The organism is Mesorhizobium sp. CA7 (assembly GCF_020165015.1).
In the GTDB taxonomy this organism is placed as follows: Bacteria; Pseudomonadota; Alphaproteobacteria; order Rhizobiales; family Rhizobiaceae; genus Mesorhizobium.
Window position 1 is genome coordinate 155,461 of sequence record NZ_JAIUHH010000006.1, and the last position, 14,307, is coordinate 169,767.

General features: G+C 62.8%; 13 protein-coding genes and 1 tRNA gene. 12 read left to right on the top strand and 2 right to left on the bottom strand.

Annotated elements, in window-relative coordinates:
* Positions 1-101 precede the first annotated feature (101 nt).
* From LB552_RS14715 to LB552_RS14725, 3 genes are all read left to right on the top strand, one after another.
* Positions 102-192: transfer RNA gene (locus tag LB552_RS14715), tRNA-Ser, on the top strand.
* A 174-nt stretch (positions 193-366) separates the two neighbouring features.
* The gene (locus tag LB552_RS14720) at positions 367-540 is read left to right on the top strand and encodes a GIY-YIG nuclease family protein (protein WP_411966062.1); all 174 of its coding nucleotides are present in this window, start codon (positions 367-369) and stop codon (positions 538-540) included.
* Positions 541-640: 100 nt separating this feature from the next.
* On the top strand, positions 641-1,822 hold the full coding sequence (locus LB552_RS14725) for a porin (RefSeq protein ID WP_224607562.1): 1,182 nt from the start codon (positions 641-643) through the stop codon (positions 1,820-1,822).
* A 192-nt stretch (positions 1,823-2,014) separates the two neighbouring features.
* Here LB552_RS14725 and LB552_RS14730 read toward each other — a convergent pair whose 3' ends face one another.
* Positions 2,015-3,691, bottom strand: a complete 1,677-nt coding sequence (locus tag LB552_RS14730; protein WP_224607565.1) for a tetratricopeptide repeat-containing sulfotransferase family protein — start codon at positions 3,689-3,691, stop codon at positions 2,015-2,017.
* Positions 3,692-3,925: 234 nt separating this feature from the next.
* On the opposite strand from LB552_RS14730, the gene LB552_RS14735 reads away from it, so the two are divergent.
* The 9 genes from LB552_RS14735 to LB552_RS14775 all read left to right on the top strand — a co-directional run bounded on the left by LB552_RS14735 (position 3,926) and on the right by LB552_RS14775 (position 12,901).
* Positions 3,926-5,038 (top strand): pyridoxal phosphate-dependent aminotransferase, encoded by a 1,113-nt coding sequence (locus tag LB552_RS14735; protein WP_224607568.1) that lies wholly within the window; start codon positions 3,926-3,928, stop codon positions 5,036-5,038.
* A 213-nt stretch (positions 5,039-5,251) separates the two neighbouring features.
* Positions 5,252-5,533 (top strand): acylphosphatase, encoded by a 282-nt coding sequence (locus tag LB552_RS14740; protein ID WP_224607571.1) that lies wholly within the window; start codon positions 5,252-5,254, stop codon positions 5,531-5,533.
* Between the two features lie 221 nt (positions 5,534-5,754).
* Positions 5,755-6,402 (top strand): TetR/AcrR family transcriptional regulator, encoded by a 648-nt coding sequence (locus LB552_RS14745; protein ID WP_224607574.1) that lies wholly within the window; start codon positions 5,755-5,757, stop codon positions 6,400-6,402.
* Between the two features lie 42 nt (positions 6,403-6,444).
* Positions 6,445-7,608 carry an isovaleryl-CoA dehydrogenase gene (locus LB552_RS14750; protein ID WP_224607576.1) on the top strand — a complete coding sequence of 388 codons (1,164 nt, stop codon included), beginning with the start codon at positions 6,445-6,447 and terminating at the stop codon, positions 7,606-7,608.
* A gap of 9 nt (positions 7,609-7,617) precedes the next feature.
* Positions 7,618-7,770, top strand: a complete 153-nt coding sequence (locus tag LB552_RS14755) for a hypothetical protein (RefSeq protein WP_224607579.1) — start codon at positions 7,618-7,620, stop codon at positions 7,768-7,770.
* Complete coding sequence (locus tag LB552_RS14760) at positions 7,760-8,515, top strand: hypothetical protein (RefSeq protein WP_224607582.1); 756 nt, start codon at positions 7,760-7,762, stop codon at positions 8,513-8,515. Before LB552_RS14755 ends, LB552_RS14760 begins: the two co-directional genes overlap by 11 nt.
* 9 nt (positions 8,516-8,524) lie before the next feature.
* A complete protein-coding gene (locus LB552_RS14765; protein WP_224607585.1) occupies positions 8,525-10,132 on the top strand; it encodes a carboxyl transferase domain-containing protein in 1,608 nt (535 codons plus the stop codon).
* Positions 10,133-10,134: 2 nt separating this feature from the next.
* Positions 10,135-10,665, top strand: coding sequence for an O-acetyl-ADP-ribose deacetylase (locus tag LB552_RS14770; RefSeq protein ID WP_224607588.1), 531 nt, complete (start codon positions 10,135-10,137; stop codon positions 10,663-10,665).
* Positions 10,666-10,936: 271 nt separating this feature from the next.
* Positions 10,937-12,901 (top strand): acetyl/propionyl/methylcrotonyl-CoA carboxylase subunit alpha, encoded by a 1,965-nt coding sequence (locus tag LB552_RS14775; protein ID WP_224607591.1) that lies wholly within the window; start codon positions 10,937-10,939, stop codon positions 12,899-12,901.
* A gap of 139 nt (positions 12,902-13,040) precedes the next feature.
* Here the strand turns inward: LB552_RS14775 and LB552_RS14780 are convergent, their stop codons facing one another.
* Positions 13,041-14,162 carry an ABC transporter substrate-binding protein gene (locus LB552_RS14780; RefSeq protein ID WP_095766910.1) on the bottom strand — a complete coding sequence of 374 codons (1,122 nt, stop codon included), beginning with the start codon at positions 14,160-14,162 and terminating at the stop codon, positions 13,041-13,043.
* Between the last annotated feature and the right edge of the window lie 145 nt (positions 14,163-14,307).

The following is a 14,307-nucleotide window of genomic DNA, read 5'->3' on the forward strand; positions in this document are numbered from 1 at the left end:
CGCATGGCTCCGCCCGCCGAGCTGCACCATGCCGAATTTTCGGCGATTATGGCGCCGGCTTGTTGATTGTGCCGACGCTTTTCTTTATCCAGCGGCGCGACGGAGAGGTGGCCGAGTGGTCGAAGGCGCTCCCCTGCTAAGGGAGTAGAGGTCAAAAGCTTCTCGTGGGTTCGAATCCCATCCTCTCCGCCATCCTGCTTCGCTCTCCGAGCTTCGCAGGACAAGCCCAACTTTCGAGCGAAGCAGGATGGCGGAGAGGATGCCCTCCAAAGCCTTGGCGAAGGAGGGCCGGTTCGTGTGGTATGTCTATCTGCTTGAGAGCGAGGCTTCGGAAGGCGAGCGCGTTATATCGGCATAACGTCCGATTTGAAGAAGCGGATTGCCGAGCACAATGCTGGGAAGTCCAGTCACACTTCCAAGTTTCTCCCGTGGCGAATCGTGACCTACTTGGCCTTTTCGAGCCAGGCGAAGGCGGCTTCATTGGAGCGCTATCTCAAATCCGGATCCGGACACGCGTTCGCCAGCAAACGCCTCTGGTAGCGCTCACCATAGCAAAAAGCACCGCAATAACAAAGCACTGACAGCGACTGCGATCGAGCGAACGCATCGCTTGCGTTCGATTCTGACTGGAGGTCAGAAAATGAACATCAAGAGCCTTCTTCTCGGCTCAGCTGCGGCCCTGATCGCAGTTTCGGGCGCCCGCGCCGCCGACGCGGTGACCGTCGCCGAGCCGGAACCGGCTGAATACGTCAAGATCTGCGACGTGTACGGCTCGGGCTACTTCTATATCCCCGGCACCGAGACCTGCCTGCGCATCGGCGGCTATGTCCGTTACGACATCGGCCTCGGCGACGTCGGTTCATTCGACGGCGCGAAGAATGTCGACCACCAGGACGGCGACATCCACAGCACCTGGTACAAGAACACCCGCTTCACGCTGAAGACCTGGACCGGCCAGGAAACCGAGCTCGGCACGTTGAAGACCTACACCGAGACACGCTTCAACTTCGGCAACAACAATCGCGGCGCATCCTTCAACCCGGTCACAGGTGGTTATCTCGACAATCCGGCGGGCAACAAGAACGTCTCGCTGAATTTCGCCTGGATCCAGCTCGGTGGTCTGCGCGTCGGTAAGGACGAATCGGCCTTCGACACGTTCATCGGCTATGCCGGCAACGTCATCCAGGATACGCTGGTCCCCTATGGCGACTTCGACACCAACGTCGTCCAATATTACTTCGACGCCGGCAACGGCTTCTCGGCGGTGGTTTCGCTGGAAGAAGGCGCAGGCACTGTCGGCACGATCGACAGCTATGTTCCGCATGTCGTAGGCGGCGTGAAGTACACGCAGGGCTGGGGCGCCATCACCGGCGTCGTGGCCTACGATAGCAACTATGAGGAAGTCGCCGGCAAGGTCCGCTTGGACGTGAATGTCACCAATGAACTGTCGCTGTTCGGCATGTTCGGCTACGGCAGCGACAACAATCTGAGCGACCCGACCAACGTCATCGACGCCCGTGGTCGCGGCTTCTACAAGATCTGGGGCGGCAACTGGGCATTCTGGGCCGGCGGCACCTACAAGTTCAACGAGAAGACCTCGTTCAACCTCCAGGTGTCGGGTGACGAGGACAAGAACTACGGCGTGGCGGCGAACGTCGCCTACGACATCGTTCCCGGCTTCACGGTCACCGCCGAAGTCGACTACGATCACTTTGGCAAGTTTGACCAGTGGAACGCCGATCCCACCTCGACCGTCAACTTCACCGGTGCGGACAAGAAGAACAGCGTCGGCGGCCTGCTCCGCTTCCAGCGTTCGTTCTAACAGGCATTGCCTGATCGAAATCGATAACCCGGCGGGCAACCGCCGGGTTTTTCTTTCTCCCTTCCAGCACCCCGGCACCGTTTGCACAAAGCGCTGCATTCGGCGTGATCGCCGGAATTGCACGCTATCGGAGCCTTGGAGACTGAGCACTCAGCGCAGAGAGCGCTATGGCTCGGCGCGAATTGCTACTGGTCAAACCTCAGCAAGATCTCCCAACGCTTCGATCAGAGGCTGGATCTCGCTCTCGTAATTCTTCCAGCGCTTGACCGACGACTTGTAGATCGGCTGGCGGACCTGCCAATTGCTATAGGTGTTTACTGAGCCAGCCCTGTCAAAGAAACGCAAGCAGGCTTTGTCCCAGGGCAGCCCGAGATAATCTATCAAGCGCCGCGACTGCTCCTCCTGGTTCTCGATCAGTGTCTCGTACTGGTTTTCGAAGATGCGCCCGGGGAGGACCTTGCTCCAATGCCGCATCAGCCGGTCATATTCCCTGTAGTAGAGCCCCAGTGTCTCGAGATCTGCGCTATAGCTATGCGCTTCACTGAACTGCAGGACGAAACAGGAGATGCAATTGTCGATAGCGTCGCGGCGACAATGAATGATGCGCGCGTTGGGAAACAAAATGGCGACAAGGCCGATCAGCTCGAAATTGTGGGGCATCTTGTCGATGATTCGGAGCGAATCGGGCGCTCGCTCGCGCAGATAGGCAAGATGCTCCGCTGCCAGCATCTCGGTCAGTTCGGGAGTAATCGTCGCGACCGATTTGCCGAGATTCGCCTCGGAACGATGTGCGAGGCCGATCCCATTGGCCATTCGTCTAAGCTTGCTGAGCTCGCCGGCACCGTGAACATCAGGATGGCTGGCGCAGATCTGCTCCGTCAGCGTCGTGCCGGAGCGAGGCATGCCGACGACGAATACGGGCGCCTCCGAGGCATTGCCGCAAGCGGCCATTGAAGCCACCAGTTCGGGCGTGAAGGTTTCGATCATGGCGTCGACCCAGCGACGATAGCTTCCGATGTCGAATATTTGGCCCCTAGCCCGATTCCCTTGCTTGAAGTGGTCTATCGCCTCCCTGTAGCGATGGAGGTCGTTAAGCAGCTTCCCTGCAGCGTGATGGAGGGCCGCCGCTCCTTCCGCTCCATGGGCCGGGTCCCGAAGCTCCGCTAGAATTGCCGCGAGCTCCGGCGGCTCTTCCGTGAATTTACGCGTCTGCACCAATGCACTGTAGGCAGCCGGTACCGCGTTCCGCCGCTCTATCGCCTCTTTCAAATGAACCGCGGCTTCGTCCATACGGCCGAGACTTGCGAGCGCGCGGGGCAACCCCAACCGGGCCAGAGGATGATCTCGGTCGATCTTGAGCGCCTTCTCAAAGAGCGGCAGCGCCATTTCTCCCTTGTCAAACGAGTTGTAGGTATCGCCCAAGGCGCAAAGAGCTTCCACCAGGTCAGGCTTCAACGCCAAGGCCTGCTGAATGTGCCTGATTGCCGGCGTAAATTCGCTGAGCTTCAGATAGGTTTCGCCAAGGCTAAGGTGGTAGTAGGGATTCCGCGGCTCCTCTGCGACCGCCCGCGCGAAATACCGCAAGGCTTTCTCGTTGTCGTATCCGAGTCCGAGAGTTCCCAGGATATAGAATGCCAGCGGATCGTTTGGGGTTCTTGCCAGAACCTTGAGACAGAGTTCCTCGGCCTCCGGCAATTGCTCGGCTTTTTGCAGCTCGAGTGCCTGCCTCAACAGCATATCGTCGGCCTGATTGCGGGGCGGGCCGGCGTTCGGCTGGGCTTTGGGTGATGCAGCTTTCGGCGACACCGCTCTCGCCGAGGGCTGCGTCTTGAGGTGCTTTGCCCAGGCGGGCGGCAATCGGTTGCTCATCCTGCCTCGCTAGCAAAAGCGGCAGGCAGAATCCAGCGATACGTCGTCCGCATCGAATTCGGAGGCCAACGGCAGACGTCCGCCGCTGCGTTCACCAGACCCATGCGAGCGGCAAACCTCTCAAGAGCTGACGCCGGATACCGGTCAAGCCAACTGATTTCAGCTTGTCGCCTAACTTGCACCCACCCCTCGCGCACGCTAGCAAGAAGACCCTTTCTCAACCGAGCTTGCGCCATGCTTCGTCGCCCTCCCCTTACGCCGATCATCGGCGCGCTTCCCACCACGGTGCCGTTCGTCGGCCCGGAGGCGCAGGAGCGCGAGCGCGGGCGGCCGTTCCGCGCCCGCATCGGCGCCAATGAAAGCAGTTTCGGGCCTTCGCCGCGCGTCATCGCGCGTATGGAGAGCGTTGCCCGCGACCAGTGGATGTATTGCGACCCCGACAATTACGAGCTGAAGGTGGCGGCCGCCGCGCATCACGGCGTGGCGATCGAAAACGTGGTCGTGGGCGAAGGCATCGACGGCCTGCTCGGCCTGGTGGCGCGCATGTATGTCGGCCCTGGCGACGCGGTGGTCACCTCGCTTGGCGCCTACCCCACCTTCAATTTCCATATCGCCGGTGTCGGCGGCCGTCTGGTGACGGTGCCCTATGCCAATGACAAGGAGGACCTGGACGGTCTTCTCGCCAAGGTCGCGAGCGAAAAGGCGCCGTTGGTCTATCTCTCCAACCCCGACAATCCGATGGGAAGCTGGTGGGAGGCGCCGGATGTCGTGCGCTTCATCGAAGCGCTGCCGCAAACCACCATGCTGGTGCTGGACGAGGCCTATGGCGAGCTGGGACCGGCCTCGGCGCTGCCGGCGATCGATGTCGCGCGGCCGAACGTCATCCGCATGCGCACCTTCTCGAAGGCTTACGGCCTAGCCGGCATACGCTGCGGCTACGCCGTGGCGGAGGCGGAGGTGATCCGCGATTTCGAGAAGATCCGCAACCATTACGGCGTCAGCCGCATGGCGCAGGTCGCCGGCCTCGAGGCGCTTGCCGACCAGGACTATCTGCGCTCGGTGGTGGCGCGCGTTGCGGCAGGCCGCGAGCGCATTTCGGCTATCGCCAGGCAGAACGATCTCAAGCCACTGCCGTCGGCAACCAATTTCGTCACCATCGACTGCGGCCGCGACGGCGCCTTCGCGCTGAAGGTGATGCAGGGCCTCCTGTCGCGCGACGTGTTCATCCGCAAGCCGATGGTGCCGGTGCTGGACCGCTGCATCAGGGTCAGCGTCGGGCTCGACCATGAGCTCGACATCTTCGCCGAGGAGTTGCCGGGCGCGCTGGCGGCGGCGCGGGGGAACTAGGATGTGTTGATATTCAGGTGATGCCAGCCCGCAAATGCTGGTTTTCTGCGCTTCCGGTGCTCACGGACCCGGATGTCCGCTCCGCTCCGGTTCTCGAAAGCCACCATTTTCGGCTTGGCCTGACCTGAATCTCAACGCACCCTAGCCCAAGCCCCTGTTGCCTTTGCCCTTTGCTGTGCCAGATTCCGCGAAGTGCAACGCGGAGCACAGGCAATGCAAGGCGAACGCAGAATCGTTCGGGCGCGCGTTTCCGGTACGGTTCAAGGTGTGAGTTACCGCGTCTGGGCGCGCGCAGAAGCGATACGTCTCGGGCTGACGGGTTGGGTGCACAACGAGCGTGACGGCTCGGTCACCGCACTGATCGCCGGCGCCGATGCCGCTGTCACGGCGATGATCGAACGCCTGTGGCAAGGGCCGCGGGGCGCGCTCGTCTCGAAGGTCGAGATCGAGGAAGCGGCCGAAGAGGCGCCCTTGGATTTCAGGATCATCGTATAGGCCAGGTAGCTTCCCCAGAAGGGAGGGGCAATCGCATATGGCTTTGAGAGTTCGGATAGCCGGCATGCCTTGATTGGCGTCATCCTTGGGACAAGCCCGAGGATAACGGCGTTGCGTCGGCCTTCGCCGATAAACTCGTATGCGACAGCCGCACCCTCGAGGGAAAATTGGAAGCTTGAATTAATTGAACGTTCGTTTTATTATTGCTGCCAGAGGCAAACATGGCGCGCACCACAGGTTCCGACGGGGAGAAAACCGAAGCGGCCGTTCGCGAGGCGGCGGTCAGCCTGATCGCGCGCCTCGGCTACGAGGCGATGTCGATGCGGCAGCTGGCGGCCGAGGTCGGCGTACAGGCGGCAGCGCTCTATCGCTACTTCCCGACCAAGGAAGATCTGCTTTTCACCTTGATGCGAGAGCATATGGAAGGTCTGCTCGAGGCTTGGGAAGCGGCGCGGCCGGCGAGCGTCGATCCGGTGGGCCGGCTCACCGCCTATGTCGAAAACCACATCGCCTTCCACATCGGGCGGCGACACGCCACCCATGTCTCCAACATGGAATTGCGCAGCCTTTCGCATGAAAGGCTGACGCAGATCCTCAAAATGCGCACGGCCTATGAGAAGGAACTGCGCACGATCCTGCGCGACGGCGCCGAGGCCGGCGCCTTCGAGATCGACGATACAGGCCTGACTGCCATGGCGCTGATCCAGATGATGACCGGCGTCATCGTCTGGTTCCGGCCGGGCGAGCGGCTGTCGATCGCCGAAGTCACGGCATCATATCTTTCGATGACAATGCGCCTGGTCGGCGCGACAATCAGCCATGGCACCGCGCGTCCATCGGGACGCGCCAGGGACGCCGTGGCACTCTGATACGGCGCGATCTCCGCGAAGACCGGCGCAGGGAGGAACGGCATGTACACGAATACGCTGAACTTCGGACTTGATAGCGACATCGAGGCGCTGCGCGACACGGTGAGGCGCTTCGCCCAGGACAGGATCGCGCCGATCGCGGCCGAGATCGACCGTTGCAACGAATTTCCCGCGCATCTTTGGGGCGAGCTCGGCGCGCTCGGCCTGCTCGGCATCACCGCCGATCCAGACTTCGGCGGCAGCGGCATGGGCTATCTCGCGCATGTCGTCGCGATGGAGGAGATTTCGCGCGCGTCCGCCTCGGTCGGCCTCTCCTACGGCGCGCACTCGAACCTCTGCGTTAACCAGATCAACCGCTGGGCCACGCCGGCGCAGAAGGAGAAGTATCTGCCTGCCCTTTGCTCGGGCGAGACGGTCGGCGCGTTGGCGATGTCGGAACCAGGCGCCGGCTCGGACGTGGTGTCGCTTCGCCTGCGCGCCGAAAAGCGCAACGACCGCTACGTGCTCAACGGCTCGAAAATGTGGATCACCAATGGCCCGGACGCCGGGACGATGGTGGTCTATGCCAAGACCGATCCGGAACGCCATGCGCGCGGCATCACGGCTTTCATCGTCGAGAAGACGATGGCCGGCTTTTCGGTGGCACAAAAACTCGACAAGCTCGGCATGCGCGGCTCCAACACCGGCGAGCTTGTGTTTGAGGATGTCGAGGTGCCGTTCGAGAACGTGCTGCATGAGGAAGGGCGCGGCGTCGAGGTGCTGATGTCGGGGCTCGACTACGAGCGCGCGGTGCTGTCCGGGGGCCCGATCGGGCTGATGGCGGCCTGCCTCGACGTCGCTGTGCCCTACGTGCAAGAGCGCAAGCAGTTCGGCCAGCCGATCGGCACCTTCCAGCTGGTGCAGGGCAAGCTTGCCGACATGTACTCGACGATGAACGCCGCGCGGGCCTACGTCTATGCGGTGGCGGCCGCCTGCGACCGCGGCGAGACCTCGCGCAAGGACGCCGCCGGCTGCGTGCTGTTCGCCGCCGAGAAAGCGACGCAGATGGCGCTCGACGCCATCCAGCTGCTCGGCGGCAACGGCTACATCAACGACTATCCGACGGGCCGGCTGCTGCGCGACGCCAAGCTCTACGAGATCGGCGCCGGCACCAGCGAGATCCGCCGCTGGCTGATCGGGCGCGAGATCATGGCGGAGGGGGCGTGAGCTTTTAAAATGCCAAGGCTGCCACTGGATCTCGAACGAATTGTGGGCGCGATTGTCATTTCGATTTTGCTCCTGGCATTCGTCGCGACAGCGCATTCCGGCACGCCGTTGTTCAAGGATGCGGATGCGCTGCGAACCGAAGTGATCTCGCGTGAAGACTGACAGTCGTGTCAAAGCGGTTGCTCCCGACCCTATCGATCCAGCTCGTCTGCATGTAACGACAGTGCTCTCAGGTAAGGATCAGAATCTCGAGGTCGACGTCACCAATTTGTTGGGTCGCCTTCGCGAACTACCCTCCGAGGATATCGAGTCCGAAATCCAGCGATTCTTGAACGTTCTTGTCTTTGCCGGCACCAACACAGGCTTCGACGCTGATCACGTGATAGCGAACATTCGCCCTCGCGAGCATCTCGATGCTTTCAAAGGCGGCGCGGTGCCCGAAAAGGATCCCGTCTATGAGGATCTCGCTGGTGACGTTGTCGTCCTCTACCAGATCGACGATGAAGATTCCCTTCGCAGCGTGCCCAAGTCTGATGTCGGAGGACGTTCCCTCGCACAACTTCGCCAACTTGCTCTCGCAAACATCGATAGGCAGATGTCCAAGGTAAAACAGGAGAGAATTCGCGAAGGGATATCCATCTTCAGCGTCGAAGGTGACGAAGCGATCTCGCCCGCCCTTCTCCTGACTGACAAATTCTGGGCTCTGCTCGAACCCCAATTCCCCGAGGGCGTCGTCATAGCCATTCCGCAACGCGACGCGATTATTGTGTTCGACAAGCGTTTGCCGAGGGCGGTGCAGATAGCCCACGTATTGATCGCTAATGTTTTTCGAAGCGAACCCGACCTTCTGTCTGAATATATCTTCGAGCGGCGAAACGGCACGCTGCAAATCGTGGCAGAGCAATAGGAATCGACCGTGGCCACACTGCAAACTCAAATTTCCCCCTCCTCCGACACCTTTCGCGCCAATGCGGAGCGCATGCGGGCGCTGGTCGCCGACATCGCCGAGAAGGCGGCAAGCGTCGAGCGCGGCGGCTCGGACGAAGCCCGCGAACGCCACGTCTCACGCGGCAAGCTGTTGCCGCGCGAGCGGCTGGCGCAACTGCTCGACACCGGCTCGCCCTTCCTCGAGGTCGGGCAGTTCGCGGCATGGTCGATGTATGGCGAGGACATCGCGTCGGCCGGCATCATCACCGGCGTCGGCCGCGTCGAGGGCACGGAGGTGATGGTCGTCGTCAACGACGCCACGGTGAAGGGCGGCACTTACTATCCGCTGACGGTGAAGAAGCATCTCAGGGCGCAGGAGATCGCGCTGCAGAACAACTTGCCTTGCGTCTATCTGGTCGACAGCGGCGGCGCCAACCTGCCCAACCAGGACGAGGTGTTTCCCGACCGCGAGCATTTCGGCCGCATCTTTTATAACCAAGCCAATATGTCGGCCGCCGGCATCCCGCAGATCGCCTGCGTCATGGGTTCCTGCACGGCGGGCGGCGCCTATGTGCCGGCGATGTCGGACGAGACGATCATGGTGCGCAACCAGGCGACCATTTTTCTCGGCGGCCCGCCGCTGGTGAAGGCCGCCACCGGAGAAGATGTCAGCGCCGAGGAGCTCGGCGGCGCCGATGTCCACACCAGGCTCTCGGGGGTCGCCGACCACTATGCGATGGACGACGAGCACGCCTTGGCTATTTGCCGGCGCATCGTCAAGAATCTGAATCGGAACAAGGCTCTAAACCTCAATCTGCAGAAACCGGTGCCGCCGCTTCATGATCCGAGCGAACTTTACGGCATCGTGCCGACGGACCTGCGCCAGCCTTATGACGTGCGCGAGGTGATTGCCCGGCTGGTCGACGGCTCGGAGTTCGACGAGTTCAAGCAGAACTACGGCGCGACGTTGGTTACCGGCTTTGCCCATCTGCACGGCATGCCGGTCGGCATCCTCGGCAACAACGGCGTGCTGTTTTCCGAAAGCGCGCTGAAGGGGGCGCATTTCATCGAGCTCTGTTGCCAGCGCGGCATTCCGTTGGTCTTCCTGCAGAACATCACCGGCTTCATGGTCGGCCGAAAATACGAGGCCGGCGGCATCGCCAAGGACGGCGCCAAGCTGGTGATGGCGGTCGCCACCGCAAGGGTGCCGAAGCTCACGGTGATCATCGGCGGCTCGTTCGGCGCCGGCAATTACGGCATGTGCGGCCGCGCCTATTCGCCCCGCTTCCTGTGGATGTGGCCGAACGCGCGCATCTCGGTGATGGGTGGCGAGCAGGCGGCCACGGTGCTCGCCATGGTCAAGCGCGAGGGCATCGAGCGTAAGGGCGGTGAATGGAGCGCCGAGGAGGAGGCGAAATTCAGGAAGCCGATCCTGATGAAATACGAGCATGAGGGTCACCCGCTCTATTCCTCGGCCAGGCTCTGGGACGACGGCATCATCGATCCGGCCAGGACCCGCGACGTGCTGGCGCTCAGCCTTTCGGCGGCGCTCAATGCCGGAATAGAGGCGACGAAATTCGGCGTGTTCAGGATGTGACGATGAGTGCTCTCGGCGACAGGATCCGTGTCCACACCGGCGATATAACCAGGCTCGCGGTCGACGCCATCGTCAATGCCGCCAATTCCTCGCTGCTGGGCGGCGGCGGCGTCGACGGCGCCATCCATCGCGCGGCTGGGCCGGAGCTGCTCGCCGAGTGCCGCACGCTTCACGGCTGCAAGACCGGCGACGCCAAGCTGACCAAGGGCTATCGGCTGCCGGCGCGCTATGTCATCCACACGGTCGGTCCGGTCTGGCGAGGCGGCGGCCAGGGCGAAGCCGAGCTGCTCGCCTCCTGCTACCGGCGCTCGCTCGAACTCGCGCTCGGCCATGATTGTCGAACCATCGCTTTCCCGGCGATCTCGACCGGCATCTACGGCTATCCGAAAGACCAGGCGACGGAGATCGCTGTTGGTGCCGTAAGCGCCTTCCTGGGGCAAAATGCGCTGCCGGATACGGTTACTTTCTGCTGCTTCGACGAGCAGACGGCGGAGCTATATCGGCAGGCCGTTGCGGCCATTGGGGAGAGCTGATCTTGGAGCAAAAGGCTCAGTACAGGCAAATTCAGATGATCAGCTGGAGAGGCTGGCGGGACAGCGCCCCCCTCTGTCCTGCCGGACATCTCCCCCTCTTGGGGGGAGATCGGACGTCACGACGGCTTTCGCCAATCACTATCGTTGAAAAGAGAGCGGCTGCGCCAAAGCTGCCAATCTCCCCCCTAGTGGGGGAGATGTCCGGCAGGACAGAGGGGGGCGCGAAGGTATGCCGTCGTCGCCCGAGACACACCCCGGCTGCGGAGGCTCCATGTTCGGCAAGATCCTGATCGCCAATCGCGGCGAGATCGCCTGTCGCGTCATCCGAACCGCCCGCAGGCTCGGTGTGCGCACCGTCGCCGTCTATTCGGACGCGGATGCCCGCGCGCTCCATGTCGAGATGGCCGACGAGGCGGTGCATATCGGCCCCTCGCCCGTCGGCCAAAGCTATCTGCGCGGCGACAGGATCGTGGCGGCGGCGCTCGCCACCGGCGCCGAGGCCATCCATCCCGGCTACGGCTTCCTGTCGGAAAACCCCGATTTCGTCGATCAGGCGACGGCGGCAGGCCTTGTCTTCATCGGTCCTTCCGCCGCCTCGATCCGCGCCATGGGATTAAAGGACGCCGCCAAGCGGCTGATGGAAAAGGCCGGCGTGCCGGTGGTGCCGGGTTATCACGGCGAAGCGCAGGAAATCGTGCTGCTTGCGTCCAAGGCGCGCGAGATCGGCTACCCGGTGCTGATCAAGGCGCGCGCCGGCGGCGGCGGCAAGGGCATGCGGCGCGTCGACCATCCCGACGATTTCTCGGAGGCGCTTTCCAGCGCGCGTCGCGAGGCAAAGGCGGCTTTCGGCGACGATCGCGTGCTGGTGGAAAAATATGTCGACAAGCCGCGTCACATCGAAGTGCAGGTGTTCGGCGATAATTTCGGCAACGTCGTGCATCTTTTCGAACGCGACTGCTCGGCGCAACGCCGCCACCAGAAGGTGATCGAGGAGGCGCCCGCCCCCGGCATGACGCCGGCGCTGCGCAAGGCGATGACGGAGGCGGCCGTGAAGGCCGCCAAGGCAATCAATTATTCGGGCGCCGGCACGATCGAGTTCATCGTCGACGCCTCTCAGGGGCTCAAGGCCGACCGCTTCTGGTTCATGGAGATGAACACCCGACTGCAGGTCGAGCACCCCGTCACCGAGATGGTCACCGGCGTCGATCTCGTCGAATGGCAGCTTCGCGTCGCGTCCGGCGAAACGCTGCCGAAGATGCAGAATGAGATCGCTTTGTCCGGCCACGCTTTCGAGGCCCGCCTCTATGCCGAGGACGCAGCGAGAGGGTTCCTGCCGGCGACCGGCACGCTGCATCATCTCAAATTCCCCGACGCGGCGCCGGAAGGTGCCGCGATACGCATCGAGACCGGCGTGCGCGCCGGCGATGCGATCTCTCCCTTCTATGATCCGATGATCGCGAAGCTGGTAGCGCACGGCAAGGATCGGGCTTCGGCGCTCGGCACGCTGCGCGAGATGCTGGCGCGGACGGAAGTGGCCGGCTCGACCGTCAACACCGCCTTCCTGGCGGCGCTCGCTGCCGACGCCGATTTCGCTGCCGGCGATCTCGATACCGGGCTGATCGGCCGGCACCAGGCGGCGCTCACCGCCATTGCCCCGCCGAGCGACGAGACGATCGCTGCCGCGGCGCTGGCGGCGGCGGATACCGCCGTGCCCACTTCCGCCGCCGATCCCTGGTCCACGCTTTCCAGCTATGCCCATTTCCACCCGCTCTCGCGCCGCACCCGCTTGCGCTATGGCGAGGAGAACATCCTGGCGCGGGTTTCGGCACGCTCGGACGGCCGGTTCCAGGTGGCGCTGGAGGCACCGCACGACGCGGTGAACACGCATGATTTGAGGACCATGCCGCATGCGGCCCGCTGGCCAGGCCATGTCACCGTCTTCGAGGGCGCGGTCGGCTATACGTTCACGGTCCCCGATCCGCTCGCCAAGGCCGACGAGGCGGGAGCTGCCTCAGGCAGCCTGCGCGCGCCGATGCCGGGGCTGGTCAAGCTGGTGCGCGCCGCGGCCGGCGATGCCGTGATCAAGGGCCAGCCGCTTCTGATCCTCGAAGCGATGAAGATGGAGCACATGATCGCCGCCCCGCATGACGGCGTGATCGCCGAGATCGCGGCCGAGGGCGCGCAGGTCAGCGACGGCACGGTGCTGGTGCGGTTTGCGGAGAATGGGCAGGGCTGAAGCGGCTGTTCGATTGTCTCGTTAAAGAGACAAAAATAATTAGGTATGGCGGGACAACCTCCCCTGCACGTCAATGCCGCAGCACAAACGGAAATGGCCGGGCTCGTCCCGGCCATTCCCTTGATTCTTGCAGAACCGATTACGGCTTGATCGGCGCGTATTTGCCGTCGTGCCATTGGTTGATGTCGTAGCTGGCGTTCTTCAGATCGCCCTTCTCGTCGAAGATGACGTCGCCGACCACGGTGCTGATCGGCTTGCCGTCCTTGAGCGCCTCAGCGACCTTGGCCGGATCGTCGGTGCCGGCGCGCTTGACGCCTTCGGCCACAGCCTGGATCACCGCATAGGAGAACAGCGTGAAGCCTTCGGGCGTGAAGCCGCCGGCCTTGATCTTGGCGACCGCGTCCTTCGCTTCGGGCTTGGCCTGCGGGTCCGACGGGAAGACAAACATCGTGCCTTCACCGGCCGGGCCGGCAACCTGCCAGAATTCCGGCGAAGCGATCGAGTCCGGCATGATCAGCTGGAACTTGACGTTCTGCTCGGCCGCCTGACGCAGGATCAGACCCGCCTCGGGGTGATAGCCGCCGAAATAGACGACGTCGGCCTTCAGTTCCTTCAGCTTGGTGACGAGGGCCGAATAGTCCTTCTCACCGGCATTGATGCCTTCATAGTCGACTTCCTTGAGACCGCCGGCATTCATCGTCGCCTTCACGGCGTCGGCAACGCCCTGGCCGTAGGCGCTCTTGTCGTGCAGGACGACGACGTTCTTGCCGGCGTATTTCTTGGCGATCCAGGGGCCGATGAAGGCGCCCTGCGCGTCGTCACGCGTGTAGAGGCGCATGATGGTCGGCCAGCCGGCCTTGGCGGCGGCGTCGGTCAGCACCGGATTGGACGAGGCGGGGCTCATCATCAGCGTGCCGGCTTCGGCATAGACGGCCGAGGCCGGAATGCTGGAGCCCGAGCAGGCATGGCCATCGACGAACTTGACGCCGTTGGCGACGATGCGGTTGGCGACCGAGACCGCCTGCTTGGGATCGCACTGGTCGTCTTCGATGTCGAGCTTGATCTGGGAGCCGTTGACGCCGCCAGCCGCATTGATCGCGTCGGCGGCGGCCTGCGCGCCCTGCTTGAACTGGTCACCGATGGTGGCGAGCTGGCCGGTCATGGGGCCGACCACCGAAATGGTGATGTCGTCGGCGAAGGCAACCGGGGCGCTCATCATCAGGCCAAAAGCGGCCGCGCTCAAAATACCCAATTTTTTCATGACTATAAGAACTCCTCCACTTGCGCGTGCCGATCCGGCCGCGCTTCTTCCACAGAGCCGGGACAATTTCACCCTTCGCCGAAACTGTCGAGAGGACAGTGAGGCCGGATTTGGTTCATTCCGACGAGGATTTCTTGGGCCACGC